Origin of the sequence: Filomicrobium sp., assembly GCF_025698805.1 — a bacterium.
In the GTDB taxonomy this organism is placed as follows: domain Bacteria; phylum Pseudomonadota; class Alphaproteobacteria; order Rhizobiales; family Hyphomicrobiaceae; genus Filomicrobium; species Filomicrobium insigne.
Map to the genome: position 1 here is coordinate 99,090 of NZ_JAILWT010000006.1, position 15,981 is coordinate 115,070.

At 55.6% G+C, this 15,981-nt stretch carries 13 protein-coding genes; 7 read left to right on the forward strand and 6 right to left on the reverse strand.

Annotated features, from left to right (window positions below):
* The first annotated feature begins 9 nt into the window (after positions 1-9).
* The 5 genes from K5845_RS15610 to K5845_RS15630 all read left to right on the forward strand — a co-directional run bounded on the left by K5845_RS15610 (position 10) and on the right by K5845_RS15630 (position 5,835).
* A complete protein-coding gene (locus K5845_RS15610) occupies positions 10-2,976 on the forward strand; it encodes a bifunctional [glutamine synthetase] adenylyltransferase/[glutamine synthetase]-adenylyl-L-tyrosine phosphorylase (protein ID WP_287959432.1) in 2,967 nt (988 codons plus the stop codon).
* A gap of 108 nt (positions 2,977-3,084) precedes the next feature.
* A complete protein-coding gene (locus tag K5845_RS15615; protein ID WP_287959433.1) occupies positions 3,085-4,080 on the forward strand; it encodes an EF-hand domain-containing protein in 996 nt (331 codons plus the stop codon).
* Between the two features lie 57 nt (positions 4,081-4,137).
* Complete coding sequence (locus K5845_RS15620) at positions 4,138-4,818, forward strand: sigma-70 family RNA polymerase sigma factor (protein WP_287959434.1); 681 nt, start codon at positions 4,138-4,140, stop codon at positions 4,816-4,818.
* Between the two features lie 16 nt (positions 4,819-4,834).
* Positions 4,835-5,353, forward strand: a complete 519-nt coding sequence (locus tag K5845_RS15625; RefSeq protein ID WP_287959435.1) for a hypothetical protein — start codon at positions 4,835-4,837, stop codon at positions 5,351-5,353.
* Entirely contained in the window at positions 5,350-5,835 is a 486-nt protein-coding gene (locus tag K5845_RS15630) for a periplasmic heavy metal sensor (RefSeq protein WP_090229952.1), read from the forward strand. Before K5845_RS15625 ends, K5845_RS15630 begins: the two co-directional genes overlap by 4 nt.
* Before the next feature lie 2 nt (positions 5,836-5,837).
* On the opposite strand, the gene K5845_RS15635 is transcribed toward K5845_RS15630, so the two are convergent.
* The 3 genes from K5845_RS15635 to K5845_RS15645 all read right to left on the reverse strand — a co-directional run bounded on the left by K5845_RS15635 (position 5,838) and on the right by K5845_RS15645 (position 10,899).
* A complete protein-coding gene (locus K5845_RS15635) occupies positions 5,838-6,917 on the reverse strand; it encodes a sensor histidine kinase (protein WP_287959436.1) in 1,080 nt (359 codons plus the stop codon).
* Positions 6,918-7,129: 212 nt separating this feature from the next.
* Positions 7,130-9,781, reverse strand: coding sequence for an aminopeptidase N (pepN, locus tag K5845_RS15640; protein ID WP_287959437.1), 2,652 nt, complete (start codon positions 9,779-9,781; stop codon positions 7,130-7,132).
* 209 nt (positions 9,782-9,990) lie between these two features.
* Entirely contained in the window at positions 9,991-10,899 is a 909-nt protein-coding gene (locus K5845_RS15645) for a diacylglycerol/lipid kinase family protein (RefSeq protein ID WP_090229956.1), read from the reverse strand.
* A gap of 145 nt (positions 10,900-11,044) precedes the next feature.
* Between K5845_RS15645 and K5845_RS15650 the strand changes: the two genes are divergently transcribed.
* Positions 11,045-11,794 (forward strand): phosphatase PAP2 family protein, encoded by a 750-nt coding sequence (locus K5845_RS15650; RefSeq protein WP_046478381.1) that lies wholly within the window; start codon positions 11,045-11,047, stop codon positions 11,792-11,794.
* Here the strand turns inward: K5845_RS15650 and K5845_RS15655 are convergent.
* From K5845_RS15655 to K5845_RS15665, 3 genes are all read right to left on the reverse strand, one after another.
* Positions 11,773-13,077, reverse strand: a complete 1,305-nt coding sequence (locus K5845_RS15655) for an NAD(P)-binding domain-containing protein (protein ID WP_287959438.1) — start codon at positions 13,075-13,077, stop codon at positions 11,773-11,775. The genes K5845_RS15650 and K5845_RS15655 overlap by 22 nt on opposite strands.
* 70 nt (positions 13,078-13,147) lie before the next feature.
* On the reverse strand, positions 13,148-13,495 hold the full coding sequence (locus K5845_RS15660) for a GNAT family N-acetyltransferase (protein WP_287959487.1): 348 nt from the start codon (positions 13,493-13,495) through the stop codon (positions 13,148-13,150).
* A 319-nt stretch (positions 13,496-13,814) separates the two neighbouring features.
* The gene (locus K5845_RS15665) at positions 13,815-14,636 is read right to left on the reverse strand and encodes a HalD/BesD family halogenase (RefSeq protein WP_046500930.1); all 822 of its coding nucleotides are present in this window, start codon (positions 14,634-14,636) and stop codon (positions 13,815-13,817) included.
* 341 nt (positions 14,637-14,977) lie between these two features.
* On the opposite strand from K5845_RS15665, the gene K5845_RS15670 reads away from it, so the two are divergent.
* Positions 14,978-15,973: an isopenicillin N synthase family dioxygenase gene (locus K5845_RS15670; protein WP_287959439.1), complete on the forward strand. Its 996-nt coding sequence runs from the start codon at positions 14,978-14,980 to the stop codon at positions 15,971-15,973.
* The last annotated feature ends 8 nt before the right edge of the window (positions 15,974-15,981 follow it).

Consider the following 15,981-nt stretch of genomic DNA (forward strand, 5'->3'; position numbering starts at 1 on the left):
AGCGATGAGATGGGACTAACAGATCACGAAGCGAGCGGCGCTCTCTATACGCGCATAGCGGAAACTCCTTATGCATCATCTCCAGAGCGCTGGAGGGGTGAAGCCGCAGATTTGCGGGCTTCTGCGGAAGCAGCGGGCTTCGAAAGCGCGACCATCAGCCAAATTCTGTCGGCCCCAAAAACTGAACAACTTCTGATCGGCACGTTTTGCGGCTCCCCCTATTTGTTTGGGCTAGCGCGTCGTGATCCTGCCCGCCTCTTTCGGGTTCTGGCGACGAACCCGGAAGATTTGTTCGAAACACTTAAAGTGCGTTTGGAGAAGTCGACTCAGGCTGCGACAGAGGCCGGCGATCAAGCGGCCATCATGCGTGCGGTTCGCGAATTTAAAAGCGAGGTAGCGTTGCTGACTGCGCTGGCCGACCTGGGTGGCGTGTGGTCGGTCATGACAGTGACGCGGACTTTGAGTGAAACGGCGGATGCTGCTCTGCGTGCGAGCGTCCGCTATCTCTTTGCCCGTGCGATTGCGAAGGGAGACTGGCTTGCATCGGAGGAGGGGGCAGAAGGCGTAGACGGATCCGGTTACATCGTGCTGGGAATGGGAAAGTACGGTGCCGACGAGCTGAACTATTCCAGCGATATTGATCTTATCGTCTTTTTCGACCGGGATCGCGCACGGCTCCGCGAAGGTGTCGAAGCGCAGACGTTTTTTGTGCGGCTGACACGCGAGCTGGTGAAGCTGATCCAGGAGCATACGGCGGACGGCTACGTCTTCCGGACAGATCTCCGATTACGGCCCGATGCTGGGGCGACGCAGTTGGCCATGTCGACCGATGCGGCAATGGCCTACTACGAAAGCTTCGGGCAAAATTGGGAGCGGGCAGCATTAATTAAGGCGCGTGTCGTGGCGGGTGATTTGCGTGCCGGCGAGGCGCTCTTGCGGGAGCTGCAACCCTTTATCTGGCGCAAGTACCTTGACTTCGCAGCTATCGCGGATGTGCATGCGATGAAGCGGCAGATCCACGCCTTCAAGGGCTTCGGCAAGATCGGTGTGGCTGGGCATAACATCAAGGTTGGTCGCGGCGGCATTCGCGAGATTGAGTTTTTCGCTCAGACGCAACAACTCATCGCCGGTGGGCGTCAGCGAGACCTTCGTTCAAGACGAACCCTCGATACCCTAGCTACGTTGGCTGAGCGTGGCTGGATTCGAGAAGACGTTCGGGATGATTTGGTGCAGGCCTATTGTTTTCTGCGGCGTATCGAGCATCGACTTCAGATGGTGGCAGATGAGCAAACGCAGCTGCTGCCAGATGATCCTGAGAGACTCGAGAGCTTGGCCCTGTTCAGTGGGTATGAAAACGTTGAGCAGTTTTCCCTGGCACTGAAAGCCGTGTTCGAAAAGGTCCAGGCACATTACGCTGCGCTCTTTGAGGATATGCCGGAGCTTACGAAACGTGGCTCCAATATGGTTTTTGCGGGGGGAGAGGACGACCCGGAGACGGTAGCGACATTAAAAGCCATGGGGTTCTCTCAGCCTTCTACCGTGATTGCCATGGTGAGGGGCTGGCATCATGGCCGTTATCCTGCAGTACGGTCTCCGCGATCACAGGAACGGTTGACGGAGGTTCAGCCGCTGCTGATCGAAGCGCTTGCTGCGACTGTGGATCCGGATGCGGCGATCGCGACGTTTGATCGGTTCCTCTCACAACTTCCGACAGGCGTGCAGCTATTTTCATTGCTACGCGCACATCCCGGGTTGATGCAACTTGTTGCGCACATTATGGGCTCGGCGCCTCGGTTGGCAGGCGTGTTATCGCGGCGGCGGCGTTTGCTCGATGCGGTGCTCGATCCGCGTACCTATGATACGCGCCCCTCTGCGGCGGAGCTCGACGAAATCATTGCGACGGAGATTGCGGCTGCTCCAGATTTTCAAGGCGTGCTCGATGCTTCGCGCATTGTCGGGAATGAACAGGGCTTTCTGATTGGCGTACGTGTTCTGTCCGGGACGATCGATGCCAGTCAGGCTGGCGGCGCTTATGCGCTTGTTGCCGAACGTCTCATTGCGGCGCTTTTAACAGCCGCGCGTGATGAGCTTGCCCGTGTGAACGGTCAAATTGCCGGAGGCGAGGTGGCTGTCATTGCCATGGGTAAGCTTGGAAGTCGTGAGATGACTGCTGCTTCTGACCTCGATCTGATTGTCGTGTATGATTTTGTTCCGGGTGTTGAGGAATCGAATGGTGAGCGACCTCTCTCGCCGTCGCAGTACTATGCGCGTCTGACGCAGCGATTGATCAGTGCGCTTTCGGCTCCGACGGCGGAAGGCAAACTCTATGACGTGGACATGCGCTTGCGGCCGTCAGGTCAGCAAGGACCGGTCGCGACGAAGATTTCGAGTTTCGTCAACTATCAGACCGAAGAGGCGTGGACGTGGGAGCATATGGCTCTCACGCGCGCACGGGTCGTGGCGGCGACCGGTGACCTCGGCGAACGGGTCACCACGTCAATCCGTGATGTGTTGGTTCGCCCGCGCCATCGGAGCAAGATTGCCAGTGATGTCCGTGAAATGCGTGAGCGTATTTTTGCGGAGAAGGGGGCGACTAATATCTGGAATCTTAAGCACGTGCGTGGCGGGCTTGTGGACCTCGAATTCATCGCTCAGTTTCTGCAACTTGTCTCGGCGGGCCAGAATCCGGAAGTGCTTGATCAAACTACCTACACGTCTTTGGAACGGCTGCGCGATGCCGGTTTCCTCACGGCTGGACAGGCTGATGTCCTTTTGCCGGCAACACGACTCATTCACGATCTCACTCAAATTTTACGTATTTGTACGGATGGCAATTTTGATCGTGATACTGCCCCGCTCGGCTTGAAGGAACTCCTGGCGCGGGCAGGGGATGCCCCCAGTTTTATTATGCTGGAAGAACACCTTACGGTGACCTTGGCCGCCGTGGCCGATATGTTCGAGGAGATTGTTCGTTAAATTTTTTCTGCGCTGCGACGGAATACACTCACTCCTTGCGTTCTTGCTGTCATGAGGGTCACGCCTGGGCCTTTAAATCTGCGTGATGCGCAAGGAGGTTGAAGACTTATGCGAAAAACTTTGATGCTGACAGCTGGTGTTCTGACGATCATGGGTGCTGTTACAGCAGGAGCAATGGCTCGAGGTGACTTTGAGCATCACGGTAAACATCATGGGTTTCATGGCAAGCATGGATATCACCATGATGACGATTGGGGGCGCGGAGGTCACGGCAAGGGGCATCACCGACTTCATCGCAAACTCGCCAAGCTTAAGAAGCTCGATGCCGATGGTGATGGCGTCGTAACTCTGGAAGAGTTTCTGAAACCAAGCGAAGAGCGCTTTGCTGAGCTCGATACAGATGGCAAGGGCAGCCTGACCGGTGAACAGCTGGTAGCGCGTCAACAGGCGCAGTTGGACTACCGCATCAAGCGTATGCTGAAGCGCTATGATACTGACGGCGATGGAAAGATCTCGAAAGAAGAATTCCGAAAGCCTGCGCAGGACCGTTTTGCCGAGCGCGACTTTAACGGCGATGGAAAGATCACCGATGATGAACTTCCCCCCCGATTTGGACGGAGCGATCGGCACCGTACTGACGATGTTGAGGACGCCGACGATCGCCAGGCTGAGGCTTCCGACGATGGTGACCGCGAAGAAGGGCGCGAGCATAAGGGCAAACGTCACCACGAAGGACGTTGGCATCGTGGGGATCACCATGGCGGTAAAGGGTGGAGCGGACGCCAGGCGCGAGATCTAGACCGTGTTCTCGAACGGGTAGACAGACGGTTTGCGCGCATGGACAAGAACGATGACGGTGTGATCGATCAGGATGAGATCGGTGGCCGTGGAGCGGAGCGGATAGCCTATAAGCAAAAGCTTCTCATGCACGTTCTTGACGCCAACAAAGATGGAAGTGTGAGCAAGGACGAATACCTTGCCAAGACTAAGTCACGTTTTTCGATGATGGATCTCAACGGCGACGGTAAGGTGACCGTTGATGATCTCCCGCCGCGTGCTGCGCGGTACTGGGAGGCCAAGGCGGATGCCAAAGACCAGAAGTAATGGCTGGCATTCGGAGGTCATGACGTGTTGGCACGTCAAAGACATTTGAGGTTCAGCGTGGCGGCAAAGTCCGTCCTGCCCGGATCTGGAAGCGGTTCCGGGCAGGAGTTCGAAACGCAAAGGCCGTTGGGGGTCGATACTGACGCGTCATTCGGGGCGGTGCCTCTCGACGACGACCGTGTTCTTATGGCGCGGCTGATTGAAGGTGATGACGGCGCTTTTCGTGGCCTCATTGATCGTCACTTAAGAGCTGTCGTTGGTTTGGCTCGACGGTTGTTGGGTGACACTGCCGAAGCTGAAGATGTCGCCCAAGAAGCGATGTTGCGTCTGTGGCGTACGGCAGACCGAATTGAAGTCGGCGCCAATGGCGTTCGTGGATGGCTATTTCGTGTGGCGCGCAATTTGTGCATCGACCGTCAGCGTACCAATCACAGACTGAGAGTCGTGGAGGAGGTGCCCGAGGAAATCGAACCGCCGCGACAGTTGGATGGATTAGAGGCGGCTGACGTGAGTGCATGCGTCGAACAAGCGATGCAAGAATTGCCAGAACGGCAAAGGACCGCGCTTTTACTGTTTCACCACGAGGGACTCAGTCTCATCGAGATTGGGAACGAAATGGGGACTTCATCGGAAGCTGTCGAATCTCTGCTGGCGCGGGGACGGCGGGGACTGAAAGGCAAACTTGCCGGTGTTTGGCGGCAACTGCTGGATATAGAGCCTGAAGGGCTCGAAGAATGAGCGTCGGAAGGAAGACATGACGAGCGAACAGAACAGACAGCGCGACATGGAGCGACTGCGGTATTTGCTCGAAGTTTATGGAGGCGACCGCGATCGCTGGCCCGCGCGCGAACGATTGAGCGTGGCAGCGTTTTTGGCTGAGGACGCAGAGGCTCAACGATTGCTGAGGGAGGCTTGCGTCCTCGATGATGTAATCATGAACTGTCAATTGCCATCGGGACGATCCGATTCAATGCGCCTGAATGATCTGGGTGACCGGATCATGGCGCGCGCGCTTGCTGAAAAGAGGCAGGCGGCTTCGTTCAGGCAGACACTACCGAACGTCAGGTCCTATCAGTCGGTCCGCGCCCGGTTGTGGCAGGCCGCGACCCTTATGGCGGCTTGCCTCGTCACGGGCATTATGGTCGGGCAAAGCGGCTTGGTTGCGTCACCCGTTGAGCAAACGTCGGAAGTTAGCAGTCTTGATGAGGAGACATTTACGACTTCGTTGGCCGACGATGGCTTCGTTATTTTCGCCGAGGAAGATAAAATATGAGCGATCAAGGCAGCTCTGGCTCAGGATCAGCGCAGCAAGCTGGCAGGAGAGGCTGGCTGTGGTGGGCGTTTGTGGTGTCTTTGTCGCTGAATCTCCTCGTAGCGGGCTTTTTTATCGGCGCAAAGATTTCACACCATGGGTGGCGACCGTGGAAGGATCACGGGGTCAGTGGCTTTGCGCATCGGCTGGAGGGCGAACGTCAACAGCTCTTTCGCGAACTTGCTCAATCCTACAAGGAGCACTGGCGATCGTTTCGTAGGGATATTCGCAACAGGCAAGTCGAAGCTGTTCAGCTTCTGAAGGCCGATCCATTCGATAGAGAGAAGTTTGTCGCCGCCTTGAACGAGATTCTCGCGGAAAGGGTGACGGCCCGGCGCTCGTTGTCGGAGCAGTTTCTAACCATGATCGACAAGATGACGCCGGAAGAGCGTCGTGCTTATGCTGAATGGTATGAGGAGTGGCGCGGGTCTCGGAAGCGTTGAGCTCAGGAATTCTGTGCGACTGATGGGCTATTAAGATAATCAAAGAAGTCCGACTGTGCGGCGCGGTCAAGCTGCGTAATGGCCCGCCAACATCCCTTGCTACTTTGGGTATCAAGACGCACGCCGTTAATGTCGAAGAGTGCGCGCGCGAGATGGATCGACAGAGTGTCGTTTAAGCGTTCATGCGAACTATACGCGCGTACATCAAGATACGTGATACTACGCTCCGGTGTCGCGGTGACCTCGACCCGGCTATCTTTGGCTGCGTGGCTGACGGCTTCTTCGAACAGGTTGATGATGGCTTGGCGCAGTGCGCGGGGATCTCCCAATATTTCCAGATCAGCTGGTGCCTTCAGATGAAGCTGAACATTGCGTGCACGCGCGGTCGGCTCAATGAAATGCCATGCATCTTCTAGAAGTGGTTTGATCGCCAGACGGTTGCTCACTGCGCCATTTCCCAAGCGGATGCATGACAGTGCGGCCGTTATAGCGAGCGTGTCTTCCGTGGATTTGAGCAATGCCTGACCGCTGTCGCGGATATGGCTGACGTATTCGCGATAAAGGGGGCGGCCGAGGGGGCCGTGCAATTCCGCCTTCATAAGCTCAGAAAAGCCTAGCACCGCATTAAGTGGTGTCCGTAGTTCATGACTCAAGCGCGCGCACAGGCCAGCCCAGGCATCGGCGTCGTTCGCCGGAGCTATCTTATCGATAAGGCTTTCATTTGGATAACAGCTTGCGGCTGGGCTTGATAAAGGAGTTCCAGTCGTAAAGTTGAGCGTCAGCGGATCAAAAGGCGCTTCTTGAACGGGAAATGGGGCCGCCTGGATCGACGCGGCAGGATCAGCCGCCTGGTTTTCGTCAGTCTGATTGTTCGCAACGAAGGAGCAATCGCGCCCCCACTCCGACGTCACCAACGAAACTACCGCGCCGATGATAGCCAAGGTCGCGAGAATTGGAGCTGTGGTGACGTGCGCAAATGCTGCCGTGATCAAGACTATGCGCAACGCAAGGCCTGAAAAACGCAAAACACATCGTGCGAGCTGATGGGACACCGTGGGGCGGTCGACGTCAGAGTGAGTCACTCGCCTCATCGCGAAAGACACAAGTCTCCCGTGAGGGCGGACAGACACCGTCCACGCCATTCGCATGCCCCGCCATATTTGTAAATTGCCGCCCCCGCCCCCGCTGACAAACTCGGTACTGCCTGCCACGCGAATCGCTATTTCAGTTCACCTCATTAGGGTGTCACTGTCGAGGAGATTAATTCAATTCGCGTCCTGTTATGACGATGACGTTATTCATCGAGGATTCGAAGCACAATCTCATGTACATCACGAGAGGGGTCGGGATGTTTCGTAATTTTTGTCAATGCGTTACGGGCGAGTTTTCGACGTTTTGGTTCAAGTGCGCGCCAGCTCCGCATGGCATTGAGAAGACGCGCGGCGATTTGCGGATTGAAGCGATCGATAGCGAGGATTTGCTCGACTAAGAATTCGTAGCCTTTGCCGTCTGGTCGGTTGAACTGAACGGGGTTCATCAGGGCGAAATTGCCGATCAGGGCGCGCACTTTGTTGGGAGCGGTAATGTCGAAGCGCTCATGCCGCGTGAGTGCACGAACAACGTCAAGGGCGTTGTTGCGCGGCGATTGGGCCTGCGCCACGAACCAAGTGTCAATGACGACATGGTCTTCGTGCCAGCGTTGATAGAAATGGTCGAGCGCGGTGCGCCGCTGGGGTGAGTTGCTAGCGGCGAGCAAGTTGAGTGCGTGCGCGGCCTCGGTCATATTTGAGGCGTTAAAATATTGGTCGGCGGTTCGGTTTATTGCCGTTTTTGAGCCCAGAGACGCGAGCAGCTGCAGGGCGGCATTGCGGGCGGCGCGTTTGCCGGCGTTTGCGGCATCCGGTGAGAACGGTCCGCTCTCCTTCAACGTGTCATGGATGGCCGCAAGCTGGTCTTCCAGCCGACGTGCAATCAACCGTGTGAGTTGACGATGAGCGCGATAAATGAACGTGTGATCGACGTTCTGTCCTATCTCGGTTGCGACATCGCTTTGTGATGGTAGCCGCATCAACTCGGCTCGGAAGGCCCAATCGAGGTTATCGTCGACAAGGGCTGCGCTAAGCGCTTTGGCAAAGCCAGTGCCACGCGAGGATCTTTTGCCGCGTGAGAGAGCCTCAACCATCGCCACCATCGTGCGCATTGCGTATGTATTGGCGGCCTGCCAGCGGTTGAAGGCGTCACTATCGTTGGCGAGCAGAAAAGCTAGGTCTTTTTCGCTGAGTTCAACTTCCAGGTGGACAGGCGCTGAAAATTCTCGAAGGACCGAAGGGACCGGGCGCGCCGGGACGTCAGTGAAGGTGATCGTTTGGCTGGGTTGGCGGAGATGTATGATGTCGTCCAGCAGGGCGTCTCCTGCATCCGTCGTCAGCGGCAGATCGTGGCCATCCGGACCCAGCAGGCCAATGCGAACCGGGATGTGCATCGGGTTCTTTTGTTGCTGCCCCGGTGTTTGCGGGGTCGTTTGCTTCAGGGTTAGGGAGTAGGTCCGCGCACGTTTATCGTAGGATGTGCGGCATTCCACATGCGGCGTGCCAGATTGCGAATACCAAAGAGCGAACTGCGAAAGATCGCGCCCCGAGACCTCCGCGAAGCATTCCAAAAACTGTTCGATGGTTGCGGCTTCTCCATCGTGCCGCTCAAAGTAGAGGTCCATCCCGGAACGGAAAGCCTCGGCGCCGAGGATCGTCGCGATCATGCGTACGATTTCGGCACCTTTTTCGTAAACCGTTGCCGTGTAGAAGTTGTTGATTTCGATATAGCTTTCCGGTCGGACAGGGTGTGCCAGAGGACCGGAATCTTCAGGAAATTGATGGGCCTTTAGCTGGCGAACGTCCGATATTCGTTGGACGACACGTGAACGCTCGTCGGCGGAGAATTCCTGATCACGGTAGACGGTGAGACCTTCCTTTAAACAGAGCTGGAACCAATCGCGGCAGGTAATGCGGTTGCCGGTCCAGTTGTGGAAGTATTCGTGCGCAACGACGCTTTCGATAGCTTCGAATGTCGTGTCCGTCGCGGTTTCTGGTGATGCGAGTACAAGTCGGTCATTGAAAATATTTAGCCCCTTGTTCTCCATCGCGCCCATGTTGAAGTCGGATACGGCGACGATATTGAAGACCTCGAGATCGTACTCACGGCCGAAACGTTTTTCGTCCCAACGCATTGAGCGTTTCAGTGAGTCCATGGCCCATGCAACGCGCTCCTCCTTGCCGTGTTCGACGTAGATCGTCAGCCCGACATCGCTACCGCTTGCGGTCTTGAAATCTGCCGCGATTGACGACAAGTCGCCAGCGACCAGCGCAAATAGGTAGCAGGGCTTGGGATGCGGATCATGCCACACGGCGTAATGACGTTCGCCGCGATCAGAGGTGCCGCGTTCCAAGCGGTTTCCATTGGATAGCAGGACCGGTGCTTCTTTCGGATCGGCCTCCAGTCTAACTGTGTAGGTCGAGAGCACATCAGGGCGGTCCAGGAAGTACGTTATGCGCCGGAAGCCTTGGGCTTCGCATTGTGTGCAGAAAACGCCACGCGAGCGATAGAGGCCCTGAAGGGATTTGTTCTGGCTCGGATCGATCGTCGTATGGATCTCAAGCGTAAAGGGTTTGATCGGCGTTTCGGGAATAGTCAGCGACGTCTTGGTTAGCCGGTACTGCGAACGGGTGAGCGTGTTCCCGTCCAGGATCACGGCATCGAGTTTGAGGTTTTCGCCGTCGAGGATTAGGGGCGCATTGTGAACCTGAGATTTTGGGTTGTGTCGTACCTTGAGACGCGAACGAACCTTCGTCGCTGCTGCATCGAGTTTAAAGTCGAGATTGACGCTCTTGATCAGGAAATTTGGAGGACGGTAATCGCGCAGGTAGATGGGGCGCGGTGTGTCTGTTTTCATTTTATGTTCCGGCAGCGCTGGATCGGGGGCGTGGAGCTGCGGCATACGCCCAGAATGTCTACGATTTCGTTTTCTTTCGAGGGTTCTGGTGAGAGGATTGCCCATGCGGGCTCGTAGAGCAAGGGTGGCGTGAGCGCTCGCAGGCCCAGTACACAGACTGTCTGCTTAAAGGCTTGATCTGAATGTCGGATGACACGGTCGTTCGAGGGTTAGGTCCCGTACGCTGGAGGAGGGCAAAGGACACGCAAGCTTGATGGCCGGATGGTGTATCGAAGTGGAGCTTTAAAACTCTCGACTTCGCCATCGTTCGTCAGGCGCACAGAGCGCCGAGGCATGCGGATTGTAAATTCAGTTGCGGATATTTTTTCAACCTCAGGATCGCTTTTCCATAGTCCGAGCATTGCACGTACCACAGCGACGGATAAGGCTGCTCCGTTTTTATGCCGTGCTGCGTATAAGGTCAGGTAGCCTCGGTCCATTGCTGTTTTTGTGAGCATCAGGCTTGGAACTTCGTCGTATTCATTGCTGGTTACCACAACCGATAACGCACGCATGCGATGCCGTTCACCGTCCTTATCGACGGCGATAGAGATCATGCGTGTGCTAGCTAGCATCTGTCGCAGGATGCGAATGTATCCTTGCAAGCGTTCAAGGGCCGCTTTGCCGCGCAGATGTTGACGTTGTTCGGCGAACCCCGTTGGAAGCCCAAACATCGAATTGCAGAGGAAGATTTGGCCGTTGACGGCGGCGACGTCTATGGGAACGGAGTGCCCCTCTGCGAGCGTTTTCAGTGCAGCGTCGATCTCGAGCGGGAGGTTCAGATCCCGTGCAAATCTGTTCATGGTGCCGAGGGGGAGCACTCCGAGCGCCTTATTGGTCCCGATCAGGTGTTCGGCGGCTGAACGGACAGAGCCGTCACCGCCGCCTATAATAAGTGCGTCGATATCTCCTTGCGCGGCCGCCGAGATCGCGCCGACAAGCTTTTCCGGTTCGACGCACTCCACGCGTGTTTCATGCCCGCCATCGCGAAACGCCTGTGCAACTTTTTTTTCGATATCACGGGGCGACAGGTCGAGTGCGGTTCCGGCTCGGCAATTTACGATTGTATGGGTACGCATGGCTTATGAACGTCTACCTTCGTTCGGACGTTCCAGTGCCATGTTACTGATGAGTGATGGCGTGCGTGGAACCATGATGCTCAAGCCTATAGATAGGCCACTGGTTCGACATCAAGCGTGCGAATGGCAGGAGGTGGAGTAGAGAATGGCCGACGATCAAGGAGCAGCGCCCAGGAGCACCGTTGAGCGCCGTAATCTTCTCCGGCGTCTGGCGTCCGTTCGGCAAATCGAGAAGCTGCCGATGTTCTTTCTTGCGTCGCTGGCTGTGCTGACCTTTGTGTTCGTGCAGATTGCAGCCCTCGTCTTTAGTGGAAATTCGCGCAACTTTGACGAATGGTTGCTTCGCGCGATGCGCGCCCCTGGCGACAATGGTGGGCCAATTGGACCCGCTTGGCTTGAGGGGACCGTGCGTGACTTCACAGCGTTGGGAAGTACCGGCGTTGTCGTCCTCATCGTTGTTATCTCGGCGTTGTTTCTGCTCATAACGCGAAAGGGGCACTCCGCGCTTTATGTGGTTTTGGCAGTCGTGGGCGGGACGCTGTTGAATAACCTCTTGAAGATCGGTTTTGGGCGACCGCGTCCTGATATCATCACGCATGGCACAGAGGTTCATACGCTTAGTTTTCCTTCCGGGCATTCGATGATGTCGGCGGTCGTTTATCTAACGTTGGGCATGTTGCTGGCGCGCTCCCAGCCCGACCCGAGGGTGAAGATTTTCATCTTTTCTGTCTGTGTCCTTCTGACATTGATGATTGGACTGAGCCGGATTTATCTTGGCGTTCACTGGCCAACGGATGTGTTGGCCGGCTGGACCCTCGGGGCGGGATGGGCGCTGTTGTGTTGGATGCTGATGCTGTGGCTGCAGGGCCAGGGTCAGGTCGAGAGTGACCGTTGAGTGGAATGTGCCGCCCTTGCCAAGTGACGCGATAAGCGTCGGGCCGTAAAGGCCGCACCAATTGAAAACCTCATCACAGGCCCAAAGGTGTTGGCTGAGATTGGGCCAATGAAATAGAGGCCTGGAATGGACGATTCGAAGTTGGCCGAAAGCCTGGGCGTTGGGCCTATCCGGTCTAGATTGTCGATGATGTCGGGCGCAATGAAGGGAAGTCTGGATACGTCTTGCCGATAACCTGTGGCTGCAATGACGTGGTCGACAGTGATGGCTTTTTCCCGACCACTTATGTCTGAAAGCTGGAGCCGTATCTTCCCGAGCGCTTCATGAGCGTGGCGCAGGTCGTGACCGAGTAGGCGGGGGACCTGCGCCATCCGTTCTTTCATGAACCAGCCGCCTGCCGGCCCGAGAAACTCCTTGACGGTGCGTAGCCGGACTTGGTCGGGAAGGTACCGAAAGGCCCACGGCATATCGGTGCATGCGCGGTTTTGCCAGCCGGGGCCTATTCCCGACATGGGGCGATATAATCTTTCAAGCAGAGGGCGATGGAGCGGCTCGTCCAAGCCAAACTCGATAGTAGATTTACGTGCGATGAGCAGGGGCCTGGCGCCCGCTTCTTGCAGCAGCACCGCGGAATCTATGGCTGATGATCCAGCGCCGATTACAGCGACGTGTTTATCCTTGAAGATGGAAAGATCGTGGTGTTCCGCACAATGCGTGACCAGTTCCTGTGGTAGTCCGCTCAGTTCGCCCGGTGTGTTGCGGAAATAATCGAGGCCGATGCCAATGACCACGTTGCGGGACGTGAATGATTGTCCGTTTGCTAGCTCAAGGATGAAGCCCTGATGGTGGCGCTTTACGCGGATGACGGTCGTTTCTTCGACGTTGGGGACGAGGGCTTTTTGGAATGCCAAGCCGTAAGCCGTGAATGTTTCTAGCTTAACGGGGAGCCCAACGTCTTCGAAGGCTATGCCGTGGTCCTCGCAGTAACGACGTATCGTGAAGCTCTGATCGGGATCATAGAGCGTTGAGGAAAAACCCGTTGACTTGAGCTGCATGCCTTTCGGCATATTGTCGCGCCAGGATTTCATTGGTATGCCGATGATGCGGAAATCCGTTCCCAGTCCGTGTAAGTGAGCAGCAACAGACAGACCGAAGGGGCCGGCTCCGATGATCGTCACCGGCACCGGCTTCGGCGCGGGGCCATGTTTGCTCAAGGCTTTTCGCGTGACCGCGTTGCGGGTGGGGGGGGCGGGTGTTGTCGTCTCTATGTTTTGAGTGCTCATCGCAATATGCCTTCAATATAAAATGTTTTGTGCCCTAATAATTTCGTCAGGCAGATGAAATCGCTCGTGCTTATTTGGCGGATTTTATTTGTTTGATCATCGCTATATGAGGAATCCGATCCTCGATGTAGGGCGCGCCGACGGCAACGAATCCAAATGAGGCGTAGAAATCTTTCAAATAGGCCTGTGAGGATATTTTTATTGGGATGTCACTGTTTTCGTTCTCAAAACGATCAAAATACTTTTCAACGAGCAGTCGTCCCAGGCCGCGCCCGCGCATCTTGTGGGTGACGACCACGCGACCAAAGCTTGCGTAGCCTGGCGCAAAGAGATCGGGTGGTAGAGCCCGAAGATAAGCAACCACCTTTTTATTCAGGAGCCCGAGCAGATGCAGGGACTGCGCGTCCCTGTCGTCAATATCCGCGTATGGAACGCCCTGTTCTACGATGAATATTTCTTGCCTGAGGCGCAGTACGGCATAGAGCTGCTGTGCTTGTAGGTCCTCAAATTGGGACCAGCTCCACGTGATCGCGTGGGGGCATATGTGGCACTTCTCGCGTGCATCGGCTTTCGTGTCAGAAGAATTCGTGCATGGCGATATGGTTTCGGCACCCTTGCACGTTGGTTCGGATGCGGGTGAGATCGGCATGCCGCTTTCTGGCGGTTTCGCCGGGAGGGCTGAGTATAACATTGATCTCTCGTTTAGCGTTTCGGGAGGGGGCACGGTGCGAGATCGTCTAAGCAGCCGGCGTATTGCCGTTGCCGTAAAGTAGATCGGCAGTGTTGGCGTATTCAGTTTCGCGCGTCGTCTGGAAGGCCATGTTTATGACGCTGCGTCGCGCACCCTCTGCTGTGATTGGGACAACCCGATGCAGATTTAGGTCGGCGCGAAGCAGATAGGCGTCGCCGGCTTTATGATGGAGCCTTTCGACGAGGCTATTCTCCTCAGCCCATGCGATGAGATCCGTGATGTTTTGGTCCGCCTGACGCTTTTTGCGGCGGCACAAATCTGACCAGTTTGGGATTATTTCCACTTCGCCGCCTTGGCCGGGATCTGGAGTTTCCGCGAAGATGACGAGCGCATATGGAGGATCATCCAAATGCCAGCCGTGTGTGTCGCCACTGCTTTGGAGGAAATTGGCGACCATGAATTCTTCGGGGTGGATACAGGAGAATATCGGACGGCCCGAAATTGCCTCGACGCACGCCCGCAGCGCGGTGTGGTGATACAGCCGGTAGAGAAAACGGGAATGTTCTTTGATCGCGCGGCCGCCAAGGACGGAGAGATTTCTCGGGGAGAGGTATCCCGGCATTTCAAAAGTTCGGCGGCTGGCTGTCGCTTCGAGACGCCGCAACTCGGCTTGCAGGAAGTGCAACGCTGCTGGGGTGAGGAAGTCCGGCAGTTTTACGTAGCCGCCTCGTAAAAACTGCTCGTGCATGTCTGCTAATGTGCTTGGCTCGAAATCCTTCGACATCGTCAGGTCAAATAGGGCTTCGGTCCAATCCAGAGTTCCTGATTGGTTTTGTTCCATCCCATGGCCTTCGAGAGCTAGGTGCATCGCTTGTCTCCCTTTAATTGTTCTTGGGTGCCGCTTTGTCCTTTGGACGTGATTGGTCGTCCTGCAAGTCGCGTTGCCATGCAGGTGGACTTTACGTTCTTTCAAGTGGCTTGGTGAGTTCTGTGCAGATGAGTTCTCTAAAGTATAAAAACCATTTGTTTATTCTCTGAATAACGTAGAAAACTGTTTTAAAAAAAACAACTTCGAAATGCGATCGAACTATAGACATGCGCTTTGAATTGAGTCAATGATCGGCAAATCTGAAAAAAACAATATTTTGCTTTTTTAAATTTTCGCAGCTGGTGTTGGTTTGTTGTTTTCTATTGAGGGGTTTCATTTTTATGCGAGAGCACATTATTCCAGTCGTCGATGTGGGTTTGTTGCGCGATCGAGATCCGTTGGGGTCCCGTGAAGCCGCGCGTCAGATCGGGCAGGCCTGTAAAGACATCGGTTTTTTCTACGTGCGGAATCACGGCATCGCCGACGGTGTGATATCCGATACCTTCCGTCAGGCTGAGGCCTTCTTCTCGTTGCCGCTTGCTGAGAAGATGAAGTTCTCCATGGAGCGCCATAGCCGTTGCTTTCGAGGATATGCGCCCGTCCTCTCGGAATTGGCGGATGGCAAACGCAATTCCTACGAGCTCATGGAATTCAGTGTCGAATTTGATGACGAACACCCCGACGTGGTCGCCGGAAAGCCGATGCATGGCCCCAATCTTTGGCCATCCTTACCCGGCTATCGCGCGGCTATTATGCGATATGTGGCAAGTATGAATGAGTTGGGCTTTGACCTGATGCGCGGCATTGCCATGAGCTTATCGCTACCGGAAGACTTCTTTTACGACGCATTCAACGAGCGCTCGTTCTGGCAGTTTCGGACGACGCATTATCCTGAACCTCAGTCCGTGCGGCAGATGGCCGAGTATGCGCCGCAGAGCGGACCTGTCTCGGAAATCGAGATTGGGGATTACAGCTGTGGTGCTCACACTGATTATGGGTGCTTGACGATCTTGCTTGCGAACAATCCTGGCCTTCAGGTGCGTAACCGTGATGGGGAGTGGTTCGACGCGCCGGCAATTCCTGGGGCCTATATCTGCAATATCGGGGATATGCTGCAATACTGGACAGGCAATTTGTTTGTGGCGACGTTGCATCGTGTTTTGACGAACCAATCGCGCATATCGTTGCCCTTCTTTTTTCAGCCCGACTACGAAACGGTCGTGCAACCCTTCGGTGGCGTAACGGATATCCGACTTGAGGATTTTCCGCCGCTCAAATACGGACCTTATGCCTTCGAAAAATACAAAGGCATTTATCCCAACTGTTGCGTTGCTTAACGGTCGTC

What these genes read in the sequence shown, in the direction of transcription:
- K5845_RS15645 (WP_090229956.1), bottom strand. Translation starts at nt 10,899, where the DNA reads ATGCGTACCCATACAATCGTAAATTGCCGAGCCGGAACCGCACTCGAC.
- K5845_RS15625 (WP_287959435.1), top strand. Translation starts at nt 4,835, where the DNA reads ATGACGAGCGAACAGAACAGACAGCGCGACATGGAGCGACTGCGGTAT.
- K5845_RS15665 (WP_046500930.1), bottom strand. Translation starts at nt 14,636, where the DNA reads ATGCACCTAGCTCTCGAAGGCCATGGGATGGAACAAAACCAATCAGGA.
- K5845_RS15615 (WP_287959433.1), top strand. Translation starts at nt 3,085, where the DNA reads ATGCGAAAAACTTTGATGCTGACAGCTGGTGTTCTGACGATCATGGGT.
- K5845_RS15630 (WP_090229952.1), top strand. Translation starts at nt 5,350, where the DNA reads ATGAGCGATCAAGGCAGCTCTGGCTCAGGATCAGCGCAGCAAGCTGGC.
- pepN (WP_287959437.1), bottom strand. Translation starts at nt 9,781, where the DNA reads ATGAAAACAGACACACCGCGCCCCATCTACCTGCGCGATTACCGTCCT.
- K5845_RS15610 (WP_287959432.1), top strand. Translation starts at nt 10, where the DNA reads ATGGGACTAACAGATCACGAAGCGAGCGGCGCTCTCTATACGCGCATA.
- K5845_RS15670 (WP_287959439.1), top strand. Translation starts at nt 14,978, where the DNA reads ATGCGAGAGCACATTATTCCAGTCGTCGATGTGGGTTTGTTGCGCGAT.
- K5845_RS15655 (WP_287959438.1), bottom strand. Translation starts at nt 13,077, where the DNA reads ATGAGCACTCAAAACATAGAGACGACAACACCCGCCCCCCCCACCCGC.
- K5845_RS15650 (WP_046478381.1), top strand. Translation starts at nt 11,045, where the DNA reads ATGGCCGACGATCAAGGAGCAGCGCCCAGGAGCACCGTTGAGCGCCGT.